The 16,512-nt window shown below is 45.6% G+C and carries 23 protein-coding genes; 10 read left to right on the top strand and 13 right to left on the bottom strand.

Annotated elements, in window-relative coordinates; all coding sequences use genetic code 11:
- Nucleotides 1-14: 14 nt before the first annotated feature.
- From EYB58_RS16095 to EYB58_RS16070, 6 genes are all read right to left on the bottom strand, one after another.
- Nucleotides 15-509 carry a hypothetical protein gene (locus EYB58_RS16095; protein ID WP_111960514.1) on the bottom strand — a complete coding sequence of 165 codons (495 nt, stop codon included), beginning with the start codon at nt 507-509 and terminating at the stop codon, nt 15-17.
- Nucleotides 510-562: 53 nt separating this feature from the next.
- Entirely contained in the window at nt 563-1,729 is a 1,167-nt protein-coding gene (locus EYB58_RS16090; RefSeq protein ID WP_111960516.1) for an AAA family ATPase, read from the bottom strand.
- On the bottom strand, nt 1,701-3,389 hold the full coding sequence (locus tag EYB58_RS16085; protein ID WP_111960518.1) for a hypothetical protein: 1,689 nt from the start codon (nt 3,387-3,389) through the stop codon (nt 1,701-1,703). The genes EYB58_RS16090 and EYB58_RS16085 overlap by 29 nt, the downstream gene beginning before the upstream one ends.
- Before the next feature lie 70 nt (nt 3,390-3,459).
- Complete coding sequence (locus tag EYB58_RS16080; RefSeq protein WP_111960520.1) at nt 3,460-4,383, bottom strand: hypothetical protein; 924 nt, start codon at nt 4,381-4,383, stop codon at nt 3,460-3,462.
- A gap of 2 nt (nt 4,384-4,385) precedes the next feature.
- Nucleotides 4,386-4,685, bottom strand: coding sequence for a helix-turn-helix domain-containing protein (locus EYB58_RS16075; protein WP_207309068.1), 300 nt, complete (start codon nt 4,683-4,685; stop codon nt 4,386-4,388).
- The gene (locus EYB58_RS16070; RefSeq protein WP_131072095.1) at nt 4,686-4,916 is read right to left on the bottom strand and encodes a hypothetical protein; all 231 of its coding nucleotides are present in this window, start codon (nt 4,914-4,916) and stop codon (nt 4,686-4,688) included. It lies immediately after the preceding gene.
- 168 nt (nt 4,917-5,084) lie between these two features.
- On the opposite strand from EYB58_RS16070, the gene EYB58_RS16065 reads away from it, so the two are divergent.
- The 3 genes from EYB58_RS16065 (at nt 5,085) to EYB58_RS16055 (ending at nt 6,659) form a co-directional block, all read left to right on the top strand.
- On the top strand, nt 5,085-5,495 hold the full coding sequence (locus EYB58_RS16065) for a hypothetical protein (protein WP_131072094.1): 411 nt from the start codon (nt 5,085-5,087) through the stop codon (nt 5,493-5,495).
- 81 nt (nt 5,496-5,576) lie between these two features.
- The gene (locus EYB58_RS16060) at nt 5,577-6,062 is read left to right on the top strand and encodes a hypothetical protein (protein ID WP_111960526.1); all 486 of its coding nucleotides are present in this window, start codon (nt 5,577-5,579) and stop codon (nt 6,060-6,062) included.
- Between the two features lie 102 nt (nt 6,063-6,164).
- On the top strand, nt 6,165-6,659 hold the full coding sequence (locus EYB58_RS16055; protein ID WP_131072093.1) for a hypothetical protein: 495 nt from the start codon (nt 6,165-6,167) through the stop codon (nt 6,657-6,659).
- Between the two features lie 41 nt (nt 6,660-6,700).
- Here EYB58_RS16055 and EYB58_RS16050 read toward each other — a convergent pair whose 3' ends face one another.
- Entirely contained in the window at nt 6,701-7,237 is a 537-nt protein-coding gene (locus EYB58_RS16050; RefSeq protein WP_111960530.1) for a hypothetical protein, read from the bottom strand.
- 128 nt (nt 7,238-7,365) lie between these two features.
- A complete protein-coding gene (locus EYB58_RS16045; protein ID WP_111960532.1) occupies nt 7,366-7,650 on the bottom strand; it encodes a helix-turn-helix domain-containing protein in 285 nt (94 codons plus the stop codon).
- A gap of 166 nt (nt 7,651-7,816) precedes the next feature.
- Here EYB58_RS16045 and EYB58_RS16040 point away from each other — a divergent pair, with 166 nt between their 5' ends.
- Nucleotides 7,817-8,239, top strand: coding sequence for a helix-turn-helix domain-containing protein (locus EYB58_RS16040; protein WP_111960534.1), 423 nt, complete (start codon nt 7,817-7,819; stop codon nt 8,237-8,239).
- Between the two features lie 15 nt (nt 8,240-8,254).
- Nucleotides 8,255-8,881 (top strand): hypothetical protein, encoded by a 627-nt coding sequence (locus EYB58_RS16035; protein ID WP_111960536.1) that lies wholly within the window; start codon nt 8,255-8,257, stop codon nt 8,879-8,881.
- On the opposite strand, the gene EYB58_RS16030 is transcribed toward EYB58_RS16035, so the two are convergent.
- On the bottom strand, nt 8,865-9,245 hold the full coding sequence (locus tag EYB58_RS16030; protein ID WP_131072092.1) for a hypothetical protein: 381 nt from the start codon (nt 9,243-9,245) through the stop codon (nt 8,865-8,867). The genes EYB58_RS16035 and EYB58_RS16030 overlap by 17 nt on opposite strands.
- A gap of 130 nt (nt 9,246-9,375) precedes the next feature.
- Here EYB58_RS16030 and EYB58_RS16025 point away from each other — a divergent pair, with 130 nt between their 5' ends.
- Nucleotides 9,376-9,633 carry a hypothetical protein gene (locus EYB58_RS16025; RefSeq protein ID WP_111960620.1) on the top strand — a complete coding sequence of 86 codons (258 nt, stop codon included), beginning with the start codon at nt 9,376-9,378 and terminating at the stop codon, nt 9,631-9,633.
- Here the strand turns inward: EYB58_RS16025 and EYB58_RS16020 are convergent.
- On the bottom strand, nt 9,583-9,936 hold the full coding sequence (locus EYB58_RS16020; protein ID WP_131072091.1) for a hypothetical protein: 354 nt from the start codon (nt 9,934-9,936) through the stop codon (nt 9,583-9,585). The two genes, EYB58_RS16025 and EYB58_RS16020, sit on opposite strands and share 51 nt — an antisense overlap.
- A gap of 137 nt (nt 9,937-10,073) precedes the next feature.
- On the bottom strand, nt 10,074-10,778 hold the full coding sequence (locus EYB58_RS16015; RefSeq protein WP_111960622.1) for a BRO-N domain-containing protein: 705 nt from the start codon (nt 10,776-10,778) through the stop codon (nt 10,074-10,076).
- 56 nt (nt 10,779-10,834) lie between these two features.
- Here EYB58_RS16015 and EYB58_RS24810 point away from each other — a divergent pair, with 56 nt between their 5' ends.
- Nucleotides 10,835-11,038: a KTSC domain-containing protein gene (locus tag EYB58_RS24810; RefSeq protein WP_111960624.1), complete on the top strand. Its 204-nt coding sequence runs from the start codon at nt 10,835-10,837 to the stop codon at nt 11,036-11,038.
- On the opposite strand, the gene EYB58_RS16005 is transcribed toward EYB58_RS24810, so the two are convergent.
- Nucleotides 10,986-11,231: a hypothetical protein gene (locus EYB58_RS16005; protein WP_131072090.1), complete on the bottom strand. Its 246-nt coding sequence runs from the start codon at nt 11,229-11,231 to the stop codon at nt 10,986-10,988. The two genes, EYB58_RS24810 and EYB58_RS16005, sit on opposite strands and share 53 nt — an antisense overlap.
- 171 nt (nt 11,232-11,402) lie before the next feature.
- On the opposite strand from EYB58_RS16005, the gene EYB58_RS16000 reads away from it, so the two are divergent.
- From EYB58_RS16000 to EYB58_RS15990, 3 genes are all read left to right on the top strand, one after another.
- Nucleotides 11,403-12,230: a hypothetical protein gene (locus EYB58_RS16000; protein ID WP_111960626.1), complete on the top strand. Its 828-nt coding sequence runs from the start codon at nt 11,403-11,405 to the stop codon at nt 12,228-12,230.
- A 746-nt stretch (nt 12,231-12,976) separates the two neighbouring features.
- Complete coding sequence (locus EYB58_RS15995; protein WP_111960628.1) at nt 12,977-13,894, top strand: hypothetical protein; 918 nt, start codon at nt 12,977-12,979, stop codon at nt 13,892-13,894.
- A gap of 22 nt (nt 13,895-13,916) precedes the next feature.
- Entirely contained in the window at nt 13,917-14,933 is a 1,017-nt protein-coding gene (locus EYB58_RS15990; RefSeq protein ID WP_131072089.1) for a hypothetical protein, read from the top strand.
- A gap of 358 nt (nt 14,934-15,291) precedes the next feature.
- On the opposite strand, the gene EYB58_RS15985 is transcribed toward EYB58_RS15990, so the two are convergent.
- Nucleotides 15,292-16,296 carry an integrase core domain-containing protein gene (locus EYB58_RS15985; RefSeq protein WP_163354676.1) on the bottom strand — a complete coding sequence of 335 codons (1,005 nt, stop codon included), beginning with the start codon at nt 16,294-16,296 and terminating at the stop codon, nt 15,292-15,294.
- Nucleotides 16,297-16,512: the final 216 nt, after the last annotated feature.

The following is a 16,512-nucleotide window of genomic DNA, read 5'->3' as shown; positions in this document are numbered from 1 at the left end:
TCTCCCTGGTGACGTTAAAGTTGTTTCAGCAGTTTTGTCCCAAGCTGTTTACGGCCGAAGGTGGCCCGTATGTTTGCGATGCGATTTTTCATAAAGGATGACTTGGCCTTCTCGGAACTGGCAACGGGTTCAACATGCCTGGTTGCAGGCGCTTCAACCGGAGCACAGACCACAGTGTTTACAGGCGTTTCAGCAGGCTCGCTGACAGGGGCTTCAACCGGTTTTGCATGTTGCGGGAACCTGGCCGTCCAGTTCTCCCGGGACAGCACCGTCACCGCCGTCCGGTTATGGATATCTACCTTGATCAGTACATCCAGATCCGGATGCCAGTAAATGGCCAGCATCCTGAAAGGTTCCCCATTCTTACGGACCAGATCCTGACCGGTCTGCACCGGCACGGAATTTTTAATATAATGGGCCACGGCATCCAGGGTAGGCCAGTTACCCACCCGCTCCATCCATCGGTCTTTGAAATGCTTACTTAATGTCAGATTCACACAATTACCCATGACGTACGCTCCTTCAAAAAGTGTCCAAACAAGTGTTATTGGCAAGTCACCGCTTAGCAAGTCATCACCAGGTCAGCAGAGACCTTTTCCTCCCCCATGTCCGCCGCCAGGTTGATGGCCCGGGCCACCAGGTTGTTCACGGACAGCGGATAACTCTTATCAATGGTTTTTCGTCCCCGGGTGCGGGACAGCTTCTGGTTGATGGCCGGATAAACATCTTCGGCCAGGATATCGTCCACGTTCTTGCCGGTCCGGGTAAATTTATGCCTCAGGTAGGCCGCCACATCTTCCCCCAGGCCCTGGATCTCCGCCGTGGTGATCCGCCGGGTCACCTCCCGGATATCCGGGTTGCTGACCTCATCCAGCTTCTTTAAAAGTTCCGGCTGACCGATGAGGATGATGCCGATGAGCCTGGAAAAGCCGTTCTCCAGTTCGTGTATCTGCTTCAGCGCCTTAAAGGCCCGCTTGTCGATCATCTGGGACTCTTCGATCATCAGCACCTGTTTCATGCCGCTTTCCGCCCGGGCTTTTAACAGGCGCATGGCCTGTCGGGTCTTCTGTTCCAGGCTGCGCTTGGGGGGCTCGTCGGATATGTCCATCACAATGGCGTCGATGAGAGAGGCAGGCGATACCCGGGACTTGTCTATGATGAGGGGAAACACAATCTTGACACCCTCCTGCATCAGCTGTTCCACCGCCACCTTGCGCATCACGCTTTTCCCGGAGCCCACCCCGCCCACGATGGCCACAAACCCCCCGTATTGGGCAGCATCCAGCATCATTTCGCGCAGGAACCGGTGCTCACCGCTCATGAAAATATCCTTGCTGGAGTTCACATCGTTGAAAAACGGGTCATTAAACATCTTGAAGTATCTCAATGCATTCCTGGTTATCATCTCAATATCCTCTCTGGGTTCGATTTCGTTGGGGTCTCCCAGGCCAATCGGGGCAGACCACGCCACTTTCTTTTTCCCCTGCCCTTCAAAGGGAAGCCAAATATCAGAAACACCGTAGTTGCGGGCCTTTAACCATGCCATGGCCGTCTTGTTTTTGCTCACCCATGCCATGATGGGCCCTATGGTTTTTTCCCGGGATTTCTGGTACACCGGCATCCTGCCCTGTAAAATCCGGGACAGTGTATTTTTGGAGGTGCCCATCATGACCGCAAATTCCCGCTGGGGAATGTCAAGCTCAATTAGCAACTGCTTCAAGACGCTCATCCATCCCTCCCATCTGCCAGTGCCGGTCTTCACAAAGGGCCGTTATAATCTCATCCGCCTGGGCCACGGATACGGACAGCCCTAGTCCAGCCCTTAAATCCGAGTTCAGCGCCGGTGTCATCGTAACCCCGGCATCCCGGAGGCGCCGGAACAGCTCCATGATGGGGATCTTCCGGTCTTCCACATCCCTGTCCACGGTGATGGGCGTGCCTCTCCGGGGCATGGGTACCGCCTGCACCTTGTCTCCATGGTGCCCGTGTACATGCAGGGTGCCACCAAAGGGCAGATCTCCCTTTTTCTGTTCTTCCCCAAAGGCCAGGTTATCGTTGGCCTTCCGGGTCCGCATGGCCGGTGTGTCGGGCTGGGATTTAAACCCTTCCCCGATGACCACCGCATCTTCAGAAAATCCGCCGTCCAGCAGGGTGACCGGCTGCACCAGGTACTCTTCCCCGTTGCAGACCACGCCCACCTGGGGACGATGATAGGGCCGCATGATCACATCCACCTTTAATCCCGGCCGGATACCGTCAATGTGGCTCAGCCGGTATTGTTCACCCCGGAAGGAGATGGTGTTATCCGCCCCCACCGTGCGGGTCACTTCCGGTTCTGCAAACATGTCCCGGAGGTATTCATCATCTGGCAGATCCCGGATATGTTCCTGGCGGATGTATTTCAGCCAGCAGGCTGTCCGGCTCATGCCGTAGCGACGATGCCGCCGGGTGGCATTGAAATGGGCAAGCCAGTCCGTGCACCAGGCGTTTAGCTCGTCCACGGTGGTGGCAGGTTCCAGGTGCAGGCGGGATTCAAAATGGGTTTCAATCAGGTTCTGGGCATTCTCGGCCGATCCCTGGCGACGGGGGTTATGGGGCATGTTTTTGGGCATTTCGATCTCCAGGCTTTTCAGCAGGGCCATGATACCCTTGGCAACGTTGGCGCTGCCCGCATCCATCAGCAGGAAAAAAGGCACCCCCCGGAAGGGGTTTTTTTCATGGTGCCCGCCCCGCCAGGCAGAGGTAAGAAAATCAAAGGTCATCAGGGCGTTTTCACCGGATGTCACGTAATATTTCACGTACAGATGATGGGTGAAATGATCCGCCAGCACCATGCGGAAGATGCGCTCTTTAATCTTGGCAAAGTTTTTGGGCTTTTTTTCCCGGAAATCCCGCTCGTCCATGAAGCCCAGACCTTTGCCGGATTTCAGGTAATACTGTATACATATGGATGCGTCGAACACGTGCACATGGTTGGGGTGAAGGCTGCGCATGCGGATGCACGGCGTGGGTGCATCCAGAGCCGCCTTGTTCATCTCCCGCTCCCGAAGCAGGGCTGATACCCGCTCCACGGATATCTGACCCGTCGGGATCACTTGGTTATCCTCTGCAATGGACAGCGCTTCCGACGTTGGCATAATCACTCCTTTGACCTTCCTGGCCGTTGACTGCATCAGTGTGCTAACAAACTGCAGCTGGTAATCGGACAGGCAGGTGGTACCGGCATCACACCGTTGCCTGCGCCCGGTTTCAAATCCGTTCTTTTTGGCTATGCGGTACAGCGTGGTCCGGCTCTTCCCGGTCAGGGACTGGTATTCGGATATAATCCGGTCCCTTTCTCCGTTCACCGCAATGGCAAGTCTGTCTGACATTTCCTGTACCCACCCCATGGTTTAATCTCCTACGTCGATGATGTCCGTGTTCTTGTCCCGGGATTCCAGGATAGGGTTTCCTTCACTGTCAAACCTGGGCAAAGGCTCTCGCAGGTGGGGGGGGAATCCAGTCGTCATCAATCTCTGGTTCGCCGTATTCATCCGCCGCCGTGTCGTAGGTGGCCAGGATCACCCGGCGAAAATAATCCAGGGTGTGCATAAGTTTGGCCCGCATCCGGGGGGTTGCATCCGGGGGAAGGGGGTTTCTCTCCGGGTCAAATTCCATGAGCAACCCGTCAATGATGGTGCGGGAATTGTCCATGGCCCGCATCTGGGACTCTTCTATCGGGGTGTAGCCGTTCTTTTTGGCTTTGCCTTCCATGAGGGATATTTCATGGGCCTGCTTGTCTATGGTCTTGCTCTTGTCTTTAAGGATGCGTTCTTTGGCCTTTACCTGGGCTTCTTTGTCCTCTATCTCCCGGTTTTTGGCTTCCAGAAGGGATTCTATGGCCAGCTGGAGATCTTCTGATCGTTCCGGGGTTAGGGGGATCTTTTCTTCGCCTATGGTTACGGAGTTGGCATCCACGGCCACTGATCCCTCATGGGTTAGTTGGCGGAGTTTCTTTAGGTCTCGGTAGCCGACATTCAAATTGCCAACCGTTAGCAAAAAAGCCTCTCCAAAAGTTGTCAGATTTTGAAGGTCTAAATCGACCTTTTGCCTTGATAAACCTATGTAATTACAAAACTTATCCCATGTCCCAATTTCAGGAAGATCTTTGTATATCTTGGAGTCCTTCACCTGCTTCAGCCATACAAAATTGCTAACGTTGGCGAATTCGGAGATCATGTTAAGCCCCTGCACCCGCCCAATTACCTCATGACACTTGGCAATCAACCGTTCCCTGGTCTGCTGTTCCGTCTCCCTGTACCGATCCTGTTTCTGCTCCATGTCCACAATGGCCAGGGCCGCTTCTGTGTCCGGATCCATGGGTTTCCTTTTTTTGTCTGTCATTTTTACGCTCCTATATCTGATAAATTTGTTTTCATGCGGTCAATGCCGCTCTCTATCTGCGATTTACGCCGTGCCCACAAAATTGCCATGCCATCCCCCAGCTCCCAGTGCTCGCCCACACGCCGCACCATGCGGTCATCTTCCAGGGTGACCAGGTGACACATGGCCGTACCAGAAGGAATACTCACCGCCCTGGCCACTTCCACGCCAGGCACCGGCTGCCGTTGTTCAGAAAGAAAGCGGATAATCGCCATGGTTTTCTTTGCCGCCTCAATGCGGCGATATGATGACCGATCTTTCAATCAAAACCTCCCGGTATAAATAGGGTTGTCCAGAAGATCCCCGGCCAGTTCCAGCGCGGCCCGGGCTTCGGGTGCGGACAGCTCTTCCAGTATCACCACCAGCTCCCGGGCCTTTTCCTGCACCCGAAGATCCCTGCCGCGACCGCCGTATTCAAGTTCAATGGGGTAATCCACAGGGTCTATAAACATGTCCAGCTCGTCTATTAATCTGTCCATAATTGAGTTTTTCATAGTCACCTCATGTGTAAGTTCAGGTTGTAAATCCGCTTTCATCCATGACGACGTCATTGTCTTTTCCCTTAAATTCATGTACCGTCAATCTGCATCGTTACGGGATTGCCATCGTGAATGCCCGAAAAGAAAGGACACACCGAATATCAAAAAATAAATGGAGGCCTCATGCCAGAAAATGAAATCCTCATCCGCACCTGCTTCGGCGTTATCGGTTTTATCGCAGGTTTCTTTTCCCACATCCTGAGCGACAAATTCAGGTTGCGACTGGACGTCGGAGCTGACCTCGTCGGGCTTCTGCATGTTGAGATTCTGACGATCGGCAGCGGGCAACGCTCGGTGGGTGTCACCAACGCCGATGCCATCCGGGACCTGGTTCAAGTCATTGACAGGTACAGAGATCTTCTCATCACCCGGCGCAGGCGGAGCATATTCGATAAGGCTTATAAGGGGTACAAGGACCAGATAGATAAGAAAAATCTTCACCAGGAGAGCGACGACTGTGTTACCACATTCGGATATAAGAATTATATCACTGCTGGCCAAAGCCTCTGGGCGATGATTGCGTTTATTGAATGAACTGCGATTTGATTTTATTGACTTCAATATTTCAGATCCCATGTGTTTTCCCTTAAATTTATCTACCAAGGAGTTGATTCCATGCTTTTTAAATCATTAAAATCCATAAAAACCTCCGTTGAGTTAGTCGAGAAATACGCGAAGGCTAAAGCGTTTGATGAACTCGTAACTGAGATCACCTCTCTCCAGAAGGCGAGTTTCGAGGCGTATACGCTGGCCTTTGAGCTTTATGATTCGTATCGAGAGATCAAGGAAAAATACCAGCAGACCAAAGACTGGGAAAACAAGGTAGAACCAAACTACATGCTTGCCGAATTGGCTCCCGGTGTTTTCGTGTACGCGTTTAAGCCTAAAGAAGAGAGCAGCAACCCGCTTCATTACCTTTGCGCAAACTGCTTCAAGGACAAGCGCGAATCGATACTCCAATGCGCCGGGCGGGAACTGCCCGGCACACGTTACCACTGCCCGAAATGTAAAGCCGACATTGTGGACCATGCGAACAAAGAGCCATTTACGGTATCTGTAGCCGGTCCGTATACGAGCGACTCGATGTTTAAGGGGTATTAACCGCTCCGTAATCGTTGCCATCATGTGTTTTTCTCCTTTAAATTTATGCACTGTCACCCCGTGCCATTAACCTGTTTTGTCAAAAACGATAAGGCGGACACCATGTTTTCATCCCTGCAGAAATTATCTTCGCTTGTCAAAAACACCCTTGATGTAGCCACCGAAGAGGCCGTCAAGACAGGGCTCATTGAGATCAGAAACATTGTTATTGGACTTCAGGATAAGATTTTCCTTCTCCAAAAAGAAAATTCGCATTTGATTAAGGTCAAAAATGAATTGGAAGCAAAGATTGTGAAGAAGGAAAAGTGGGAAATCATAGCAAAACAATACGCGCGAACTGAAGTTGCTCCTGGATTTATTGCGTATAGACCCAAGCCTGATACTGATGCCGCCGGCACTCAGCATTACCTTTGTCAACACTGCTTTGGCAAGGATAAGGCCTCGATACTCAATCGCACCGGGCGGGATGGTGGCGGTACACGCTATGCCTGTCCGGAGTGCGGAACCCAATTTACCGATCACGCCGACAAGGACTCCGGCGGGGCGGTCGTGGTCGGAGCTCCGACCCAAACCAGCTCCATATTCAGGGGATACTGATTTGTTGCCGATATCCAATGGGGTTTTCATGATTTGTGTCTCTATCTCTGACATTTGATCTCCTTTTTCAGCCGGTTTATCTCCACGATATGCTCCTCCAGCTTACCCAGCGCCATCTGCCGGATATCAGCACCGGTGGCGATCTTGGCCCCTTCCGCCTCCACCAGCACCCGGGCCGGTTCCAGGCTATGGGTCACATGATGCAGCGCAAACAGGTAATACGCAGGGACAGGATACTCAGCAGGCTTGCTCAAATAATTGTTGAGCATATGGATAGTGATGGGTTTTCGGCAGATGCCCTCATTTTTGTCGGCATCGTCATGATTTCGACCAAAGTACACGTTGATCCCGTCCACCACATGATCCCGGCTAAGGCCCGATTCGGTGATGGCTTTTTTTACCCCTGCAGACAGCAGGATGCACAAATCAAACTCGTTCTCGGTCTGGACTTTTTTGGCAGGACCGGCCGCAACATTTTTTTGGATTTGTCTCCGTTCCCGGACAACTTTTTCCAGTTTGCTGGGAAAATCCCAGTCAAACTCCATTTGCTGCTCATTTTTAGATGTTCTTTTAGACATTGATTTCACCTCCGGATAGATATAAGGTAAAACCAGGATGCTAAATGGTCCTTGCAACCTTGCCCGATATGGCTTAAAACACGCCTGTCCACACAATTTTCCTGGCAGAAGGCGGATAACGGGCATGGTCACACCACCGCAGCCTGGCATTGTTCGTGATCATACAGACCTCTGCCAAGCGGCCGCCCGGTGCGGGTGGGATCTTTTTTGATATTCCAGATCTCATCCACCGGACGACCTATGGCCCGGGCAACGTGGCACCGGATTCTATGGCTGATGGATTTGTTGTTTACTACCTGGCAGACCACGCCTGGGCTGACGCGCAGATCCCTGGCCAGACCGGACATGGACAGACCCGCTTTATCCAGGGCGAACTTGATCTCTTCGGGGGTCATGGTTTTGGAGTTGCTCATAAGGGCTCCTTTTTTTTAAAGGTTTGTTGTAACTAATTTTTTAATGCGCTTTTATTAGGCGTAGACATACAATAGTCTAAAATATTGGACTCGTCAAGAAATTAGTCTAAAAAAATAGCTTTTTTAGTCTAATTTCTTAGACTAAGGAGAACATTTTGATTTTATTATGGAATTCACAGACAGGTTAAAAACTATAATTAAAAAATCTGGTTTAACTAGGGTGGAGTTTGCCAAAATGAGTGGAGTCAGCAGGGCACAGCTCTTTAATTACTTAAAGGGGGGCCAAACACCTGGGACTACTTTCTATCAAAATTTAAAATCGAATAAAGCGTGGATCAACCTTGATTGGCTTATCTCTGGCATTGGAACCGAGCCTATAGAAGCAGAGCTAAGTCTGCCCAATGCCGTTGATCTCAAACTTCTAGAGGAAGTAATAGCCGGGGTTGAAGAAAATTTAGAGCAGATAGATTTGACGGTGCCCCCAAAAACAAAAAGCGAAGTAATTTCAATTCTATATCAATATTTTATCGACACAAAAAAGAATATTGACCCATCCGTTGTGGAACGGGTTTTAAGATTGGCTGTGTAATTTAGGAGGATAGAAATGGATGATGAAGTGAAAGGAAAGATTTTTCGTATTTTTGAAAACGTTAAAAAGCCAGGGCCAAACATCAAAAATGAGAGGCCCATTATTAATGCTTCTGTTGCAGGGAAAAACAATATTGTTTCTGGTAGAGATATTAATATTGCTGGAGATCTTAATATTAAGTCACCCCCTAAAGTAAACCGCACTCAATTTACACCTGGCCCCCAACACATTACCGCCAAACAAGCAAAACAATTAAAAGACGTTATTGACAATCTTGCATTAAAGGAAGAAGCGGGAGGAATGCCTCGCAATAAAGCATGTAAGAAGTGGTGGTCTAAGTTAAAAGAAAGATATAGTGTGGCTTCTTACAGGGAGATTCCTGTTCACTTAGGAGATGAAGCTCTTTCTTGGATTAAGCAACAATCAGCCATCAAACGACATAAAATCCGTCGCACCAACAATCCGAAATGGAGGAACGAGCTATATAGTGCTATTTGGGCAAAGTCAAAAAATTTAAATTTATCCAAAGGGGATGTCTACAATATCGTTTATACTAATTTAGACAAAAGAGTCTCTTCACTTACACAGCTTGGAGAACAAAATTTAAAAAAACTCCATAGCATCATTATGAAATTGGAATAGCATAACAAAACAATGGGAAGGTAAGGGTATCTTTATCTGGGTGGACAGTGCCGGCAAGCTCAAGCAGGTCATCAACTCCACCCACCCGGAACACAGGCACGGTATCTACGCCATCGGGCCGGTCTCCCTGAGCCTGCTGTATCACATCCGGGCGGTGGCTTCCTGCCGGCACCCCCTGGAACTGACATACCAGTTCACCTCCCACGGCCAGACCCACCACCGCCATGCGCACATAGCCCCCACAACATCCCGCAAATGGAAAGCCCAGGGCGCAGCCGTAGAAATCACCCAGCACATCTTTCACCCCCGCCCCTACGGCTGAGCCCGCCCCGCAACCGCTGCCCGTGAGGCAGCATAACCACACAAACCCGATACCTTATTTATAATGAGATGCAAAAATGGAGGAAGTATGAAACCGAAACACTTATTGATTAATTGCTAATTTTTATTCTTTTATCTGGAGATGGGAGCGTAAATTACTTAAGGAGGGTTTTATGTTTGATCCGAATGGACCTTTTGATGAAGATATGTGCAACGAAATATTAATTGAGGTGTCCGAAAAAAGAAAATCTGAAAAAACAAAACACCTGTCACGGATCGAGCATATAGCAAAATCGCTCGGCTATGACAGGTATGAGGTTAAAAACAACGCCGAGTACCTTATAAAAATTGGGTATATCAACAAAGGACTCGGCGGTTTTTTAGGCCTCACTGGGGATGGCGCCGCAATCGTCAACCAACTCCTTGAATGACGGATCCTGTTCCTTTATAGCTACTGTATCAAGTTTTTGTATTGCCTCGGCAAGCAAATTCCTTAAAAAATCGGTACGATCAATCACGGGGTATTGATCTCGAATCCGTTTAATGCTTGCCTCTGAGTAGCACGCTTCAACGGCAATCTTTAAACAATTCTGACAGTGGTCTCTGAGCACTGGGTCCGGATGGAATGAGCCAAGGATGGCTTGGGTATACACCAGCTGTTCCCCAACGTAGTCCATATCTGCCCTTAGTCCCTTGAGCCGAACTATAATTTCTTCTGCCGTTGAGTTGTCCATTTTTTCCTCCAGGAAGGTTTGGTTAAAATTATTCATATTCATTAACACATATTTTGTAATATTGACAAGTTATCGGCACATTTGGTTGTCATAACCGTTTTCACAACTTCAGCCGTAAAATGATAATAAGCCATGCATTAAGGATTTATTTTATGTTTATTCCGTAGCCAGGCATTGATCAGGGTGGCGGAAACCGTCAGGCCCAAAGCGTTGCGGATCTCGGTTCCGCCCGCTTTGGGATGCCTTTTGATGTAATGAAAGACCTGTGCCTGCTCTTTTGGATATCTGGTTTTACCTCTGTCACAACGGATACTTTGCCGCATCCGCTTACCGGTAACCCGTCCAATCATACGGTAAGCCGTTTGCTTGCTGATCCCTTCCCGCTGAGCCAGGTCCCGCACCAGCTCACCACGCTTTATACAAGGCTTGAGGGAGTGGATCTGACGACTGGAAGATATCAGATCTCCCTTACTGGACCATTCGGACGGTTTGATCGATCCGTTCATAAAAGCCCAGGCAAGATTGGCCACAGCAATCTTGTACTTGATAGCCCTGGGCTGCCTGGACTCAAAAACGATGAGCTGAAAACCTATGGGGTCGTAAACGCGAAGTTCCCTGAGCACATCTCGATCGCCTTCAACACTTGTCAATTTGACAAGTGTTGACCACCGGTCATCCTCGATATGAGGGTTGCGGGTTACAATGTGCTTTATCGCTGAGTCCGGCTGTGAATACTCCAGCCACTCTCCGACAGCCCGGCGGGTAAAAAACGGCTTGCCGTCCATCCAGCAGGCCTCCTGGAGCGTGATGCCTTGAAACCGAAAAGGAACTATATCCATCATATTATCAGCCCTTTAAAAATCAATCTTTTTAAAATTATTAAAAAAGGAGTTCCACCATGGAAATGACCCGGGTAAATTCGAGTGCCATATCAGCTATAGGCTATGATCCCTCTTCACAAAAAATGAAAATACGGTTCAACCAGGGAGCAACCTATGATTACTGCCGTGTGCCTCAAAACGTGTTTGAAAGCTTTCTTTCAGCATTATCTAAAGGTCGTTTTTACGATTCCCACATAAAGGACAAGTATCGGTGTCACTGAAAAGAGACTCTATAAACTCCAAAGCTGACACTTCTTTGGAATGATCAATACGCCAGGACTCCCACTGGGCATCCTCCTCTTTTGCAGAAGGGTCGTCCGTGGCAAGAAGGCCGTGGCTTGCATGCAGCGCCATGCCAATTGAGATCAATGAACTTTTTATTTTTTTAAGATTAATTTGCTGATGCGATACCATGCTTATCTCCTATTTAAAAATTCAACTCATCAAGCGATGACTGCCACATGAGAATAGCATATAAGTCAATAAAAACCCATAACAGGCTGCGCCTTTAAAATTATACCGAGATGGCACAGGGAAACATAAATATTTCTAACCCGTTAACGCAAAATAGGGGAGCTAAGATCAATGGAAATTAAGATCCATGCAGAAGGCAACCATTTTGAGAAATCATCTGATATCAAAAGCCTAATCACCATGCTTGCTAAGTATGAATCCACATACACTCAATGCCTCAAAATATCAGCCCAAAAGTATGAATTATCCACAACCCTTTTATCTCCAAGGGTCAAGTTGACCGCAGTCTCCCCAGGCTCTATAAATATTTGCCTTGTTACGGAAATAGCTACAGCCTTCGCTCCCCTGGCACCACAGATTTTTAATTACACCTGGTTGCTTTATAAATCTGGATATGATCTAATCGGGATAGCCTCAAAGCACTTCAAGAGCACGGAGAAGCCCATGAACATTGAAATAAACAATTCCCCTGGTGCAATAATAAATATTGTTCAGGGTGACCAGGTTACCACGACATCCGACGTGCTGACTGCAGCATCCGTTATTCACAAAGGCTTCTATTCATTGGCTCAGCTTATCAAAGAGAACTATGCGAATATGATCACTATATCGAGTCCGAAAGAGCATATTTTGTTTGATGACGGCAATTGCAATACCTACCCACTCCCGTCAAAAGTCGAAATCGAGACAGAAATAACAACCATTGAATGCAATATCACCAGGTTTAATAAAAGATCTCTGCTGGGCTCAATTGATGTTTTCTATGATAACGAATCTATCGCCAAACCATTTGTAGCCACCCCAGACATACTTGATGAATGTTTGGAAAATTTCAAATCTCAGCGCGTAACCGCCAGAACCCACAAGGAAGTGGAAGTGAATGCCCTGGGCGAAACCACTATCTCAAAATACCACCTGATCGGGTTTGAAATTGATTGACCTTTTACCTTATTATAAGGGAGCTATAAACTTCGACGTCAATCCACAGTATTTTGGTGTGGTGTTCACGAGTCAAATTATCCTGTGAAAGGTCGTGGTGATTTCTAATACCACCACACAAAATCTTGTAAAAAACCATTTTCAAAAAATCTTTGAAAATGAAGTCAAAATCGATCCCATTTAACCCCGTATATTCCCGGGCAATCCCAGTTATCTCAACTTTTACCCCTTAGTTATCTCAACTCCCTTCAAAAGGCCGCCTGACAAGACTTTACGAGTTGCTGCCGGTATATATTGGCTATATTGTCCCAAATAAAAAGGTGGCTGCCTGGGATACTTCTTGACCCTAATCTTTGATCTAAAACAACTTGTGGCAAAGGCAATGGCTTCAGGCCATACCCATGAGGTGCGTCGAAAACCCGGCACAATACAAACAAGTACCGCCTATATCCGTAGAGCAGAATATATGCAGCAGTTCAAAACCGAATCGTTGAGCATTTACCATCAAAATCACACCAAATTATCCTTGCACAGTCTGCCAGCAATCGATATAAACCCCATAGTGAAAACACTCGTTACCGGCCCTGACCACCGGCTCTGTTCAACAACGTTTTATCAATAATCCCGCTCGTTGAAACAACCGGTTCAGCATTACCAAAAGATTTTGGTGGATCTAATTGTCGTGCCTTTTCTGTGGGCGGGACTATATGATAAAACGCTTTTAGTTAGCCTCATGGGAGCATGGATTGAATTTTAAAGATTTTCTTCCGTTTATTGGCTTAGCTGTTCCGCTAATTGCGTTGTATTTTGTGGTTAGGAATTACTGGCGAAAGTCGGGAACGCATATAAAGGGGCAGTTTTCTATTAGCTCAAGCGCTTACGCCGAAGATAAATATGTTAACAGCGTCACCCTAGAGAATTTCAAAGACAGATCAGTAATCATATTTAAGGTGTTTTTGAGGGTCGGTGCTAACTATTATATTGAACTTGACGATTTTGAGCACGACCCTAAAATTTTAAAGCCTTATGAGTCGTATTCGAGTCATTATGACCCTGTAGATTTCTACTGTGTGAATATGAATCGTATTAAACTTAATGAGCTTCTTGGGTCAAGCAAAGTCAAAAAACATCTAGTTTTATCTACTTCTCACGGAAAATATGTGGTGAAAGAATGGATAAAAAGATGGGACCCAATTTTTGACTTTTTTGATAACCACATGACAGCTTCTGTCTTACCTATGCGCCCTAAGGAAAGTACAGGATATTATGGTTCAGAGGTTAAGTATCTGGCGAGGCTGCTGACCGAAGATGGTTATAAAAAAACAGTACCCGTATACCCCAGTGATTATAACTATCCTCGGTTCGAAAAGTTTAGACTTACTGAAGAGTCACTTTCTTCGCGTGAAAAACTTGAAGAATTTTTAACAGATCAAGCAATTAATGGAAATATTAAGTGTGTTGATGTGGAAGTTGTTGATGCAGATGAGTTAAGAAAGAAAAATTACGGGCACGACTTTGAAAAAGTGGTTGAAGCAAAACATTACAGCTGGTTCTTTTATGTTGTTGTTGGGAAATTACTAACTATATTGAGCAATATTCGGCTCTACTTTATAAACCGAAAGCACAAAAAGGCTAACAAAGCATTGCAGCGGACAAGCCGCTGAATGCGGCGTTAAACATAAAAAAATGAACCAAAATAAATTAAAACAATTAGCCGTTAAATATTATATCGACGATATACCAGAATCTTCAATACCAGGATCCTTTCTTGCAAATTTTATTAATCGCATGGAAGTTGCTCCAGATTTTGTACCTGAAGTCACCAAAGATTGCCTGGAAAAAAAACAACTGAGAAGTCTTTTAAAATACGCTTGTAAGCAAATATCCCTTAAAGAGTTTTCTGAAGCGGCTATTGCGGAACAGAGCAAACGTAAATTAGAAGCTGACCAAATCAAGAAGAAACAGATCAAACAAGCAGCCATTAATGCTGAAAAAAATAAAAAACGAAAAATAATTAACAAAATTTTAAAAAAGTATGACCTTTCTATTTCTTTCATTAATCATGGTGACATTAATAAACTTAAGCATATGATCGAAAAATTAGATCATGGTTCAAGACTAAATCAAGATGAAATTGCATGGCTTATGGTAACACGCAAAGGATTTCATGCAGGTTATTATACACAAAGATTAAGGGAAAAATATCATTCTAATGAAGCGGAATATTATTCATCAAAATTTATAAGAACAAAAAATCCCTGGGATATAATAAACGCAAGTAGCCATTTTCGAAAATGTAATCAATCAAAAAAAGCAAACTTAATCTTAATCAAGATTAATACTGATAAATTTAAATCAAAAAAAATAAAGTCAGCATTCAACACTACATTTGGTGGAGTAAAAAGAGACTTACGAAATTTAGACGAGGCGCTTTCTCTTGGTAGTCAAGCTCATCTTCTTACACCAAAAGATTTTCGGCCGTGTACTCTATTAGGTGCTGTTAATATTGAAATAGGCAATTATGATGAAGGCCAGTCATGGTATAAAAAGGCTATCGAACGGGGTGCTACTGAAAAATCAGTAGATGATGACCTCCGAAGTATCTTTATGAGATTAGATAAATCTAAACGTAAAGATTTGGCCATATTCCTTTACGAAAATGACCCTGAACGTTACCGTTGGGTAAAAAAATATATACAATGAAGTTTGGCACAACAAATGACCCCAAAAAACTGTAATCAAAAGTTAAGCTACCTTTTAATGGGTGTCAAACAAGTCAAATCCACCGGGCACGCCGGTGATTTAGGTCGTTCACATTGGACACACGGGGGCGGGCTGGCAAATTACCCGATAATATGTGGTTCGCCAAAAATGAATCAGGGAGAAAATGCATGGTAATTTGATCTTAAGCTTCTGTTTAAGCCAGCTCTAATTTTTTGAATCTGATTAAATTTTAATAACAGGATTTAATTAAGCCTTGACGATACGACAAAATTTAAAATACAGGACGCAAATATACAAAAAATTTTAATTGTCAAATTTTCGTTCTCGGAAAATCAGATTAAGCAGCTTTATTCCATCTATACATATGATGTAATCCACCGATTCTGGGAGAAGAAATTATTTTTGCAGATTTAAATGGTTTGTTTTGGATTTCTCGTCCGTTTGGAGAATCCCGCCCTACTGCCAAATGGCATCTTTCATTGTTGTAATATTCAAAATATTGGTTCATAAAGTCCCTCAAATGTTCTTCGTTAAAGATGATCATTTGATTTAACATATCATTTCTAACCGAAAGGACAAAGCGTTCAGACACACCATTTTGCCAAGGACATTTGTAACTTATGACTTTTGGTTTTATACCCATATCCTTTATGAACTGTTTTACCCGGACAGAAAAGATTAAATCCCGGTCAAAGATCAAATACTTTGGAGCGCTGTCAAAAGGAAATGCATTTTTCAACTGCTGAACTACCCACTCTGCTGTAGGATGCTCAGTAACATTGAAATGAACGATTTTTCTCCTCGCATGATCAATAATGAAAAACACATAAAGAGTCTTGAAGCTAATGGTTGGGACGGTAAAGAAATCCATACCCATTATGTGCTCGCGATGATTTTTTAAAAACACTTTCCATTGTTGTCTTTTCCCCTTGGTCTTATCCAGGTCATCGGGTCTAATCTTTTTAAGATATCGAGATATGGTTCTTTGAGAAATCTGATTTTTAGTATAGCCAAGTTTCAAAAACTCAGAATACATTCTGGGAGCACCCCAGGTAAAGTTTTCAATTGCCATTTTTTTTATATGCTGACGGATTTCCAGTTTTATTGATGGCCTACCAAGTTTTTTATGTTTAGCTGACTTTTTGGTCCAATATTTTCTGAAACGCCGCCTTTGCCAGTCAATAACAGTTTCGGGTTTAACGATTATCAGTGCATCCATCCATTTGGGCCAGGTCCTTTTTAATGCGACTAACAACGAACGGGTTAGATCTGTGATATTTTTTGAGTCTTCTTTCTTTGTTTGGTAAATCATTAATTGCTGCCGCAGTTCTATGGTTTCCAAAATAAGGTTATCTTTTGATTTGAACAGGATCTGAATTATTGTGAACTGAAAAGTCAACAGCCGGATAAACGCCCGATACATTATGTGCTCCTTATTTAATCTTCAGCAAGAAACATAACTGAATATCAGGTTCATTTGCGATTGACAATAAAATTTGAAAAACCTGCAATGCGCTGGTATTGTGGTATGATCCTATATTGGCAAACCACAGGACAA

The sequence above is a fragment of the Desulfobacter hydrogenophilus genome (assembly GCF_004319545.1).
Lineage (GTDB): Bacteria > Desulfobacterota > Desulfobacteria > Desulfobacterales > Desulfobacteraceae > Desulfobacter > Desulfobacter hydrogenophilus.
The sequence above is the reverse complement of the archived record's forward strand: the minus strand, read 5'-3'. Positions and strand labels throughout refer to the sequence as shown.

Coding starts and splice junctions, on each gene's coding strand:
- EYB58_RS15990 (WP_131072089.1), top strand. CDS start 13,917: ATGAACCAAAATAAATTAAAACAATTAGCCGTTAAATATTATATCGAC.
- EYB58_RS16005 (WP_131072090.1), bottom strand. CDS start 11,231: ATGGTATCGCATCAGCAAATTAATCTTAAAAAAATAAAAAGTTCATTG.
- EYB58_RS16020 (WP_131072091.1), bottom strand. CDS start 9,936: ATGGACAACTCAACGGCAGAAGAAATTATAGTTCGGCTCAAGGGACTA.
- EYB58_RS16085 (WP_111960518.1), bottom strand. CDS start 3,389: ATGGGGTGGGTACAGGAAATGTCAGACAGACTTGCCATTGCGGTGAAC.
- EYB58_RS16065 (WP_131072094.1), top strand. CDS start 5,085: ATGCCAGAAAATGAAATCCTCATCCGCACCTGCTTCGGCGTTATCGGT.
- EYB58_RS16095 (WP_111960514.1), bottom strand. CDS start 509: ATGGGTAATTGTGTGAATCTGACATTAAGTAAGCATTTCAAAGACCGA.
- EYB58_RS16015 (WP_111960622.1), bottom strand. CDS start 10,778: ATGATGGATATAGTTCCTTTTCGGTTTCAAGGCATCACGCTCCAGGAG.
- EYB58_RS16070 (WP_131072095.1), bottom strand. CDS start 4,916: ATGAAAAACTCAATTATGGACAGATTAATAGACGAGCTGGACATGTTT.
- EYB58_RS16040 (WP_111960534.1), top strand. CDS start 7,817: ATGGAATTCACAGACAGGTTAAAAACTATAATTAAAAAATCTGGTTTA.
- EYB58_RS16000 (WP_111960626.1), top strand. CDS start 11,403: ATGGAAATTAAGATCCATGCAGAAGGCAACCATTTTGAGAAATCATCT.
- EYB58_RS16025 (WP_111960620.1), top strand. CDS start 9,376: ATGTTTGATCCGAATGGACCTTTTGATGAAGATATGTGCAACGAAATA.
- EYB58_RS16055 (WP_131072093.1), top strand. CDS start 6,165: ATGTTTTCATCCCTGCAGAAATTATCTTCGCTTGTCAAAAACACCCTT.
- EYB58_RS16050 (WP_111960530.1), bottom strand. CDS start 7,237: ATGTCTAAAAGAACATCTAAAAATGAGCAGCAAATGGAGTTTGACTGG.
- EYB58_RS24810 (WP_111960624.1), top strand. CDS start 10,835: ATGGAAATGACCCGGGTAAATTCGAGTGCCATATCAGCTATAGGCTAT.
- EYB58_RS16045 (WP_111960532.1), bottom strand. CDS start 7,650: ATGAGCAACTCCAAAACCATGACCCCCGAAGAGATCAAGTTCGCCCTG.
- EYB58_RS16060 (WP_111960526.1), top strand. CDS start 5,577: ATGCTTTTTAAATCATTAAAATCCATAAAAACCTCCGTTGAGTTAGTC.
- EYB58_RS16080 (WP_111960520.1), bottom strand. CDS start 4,383: ATGACAGACAAAAAAAGGAAACCCATGGATCCGGACACAGAAGCGGCC.
- EYB58_RS16035 (WP_111960536.1), top strand. CDS start 8,255: ATGGATGATGAAGTGAAAGGAAAGATTTTTCGTATTTTTGAAAACGTT.
- EYB58_RS16090 (WP_111960516.1), bottom strand. CDS start 1,729: ATGAGCGTCTTGAAGCAGTTGCTAATTGAGCTTGACATTCCCCAGCGG.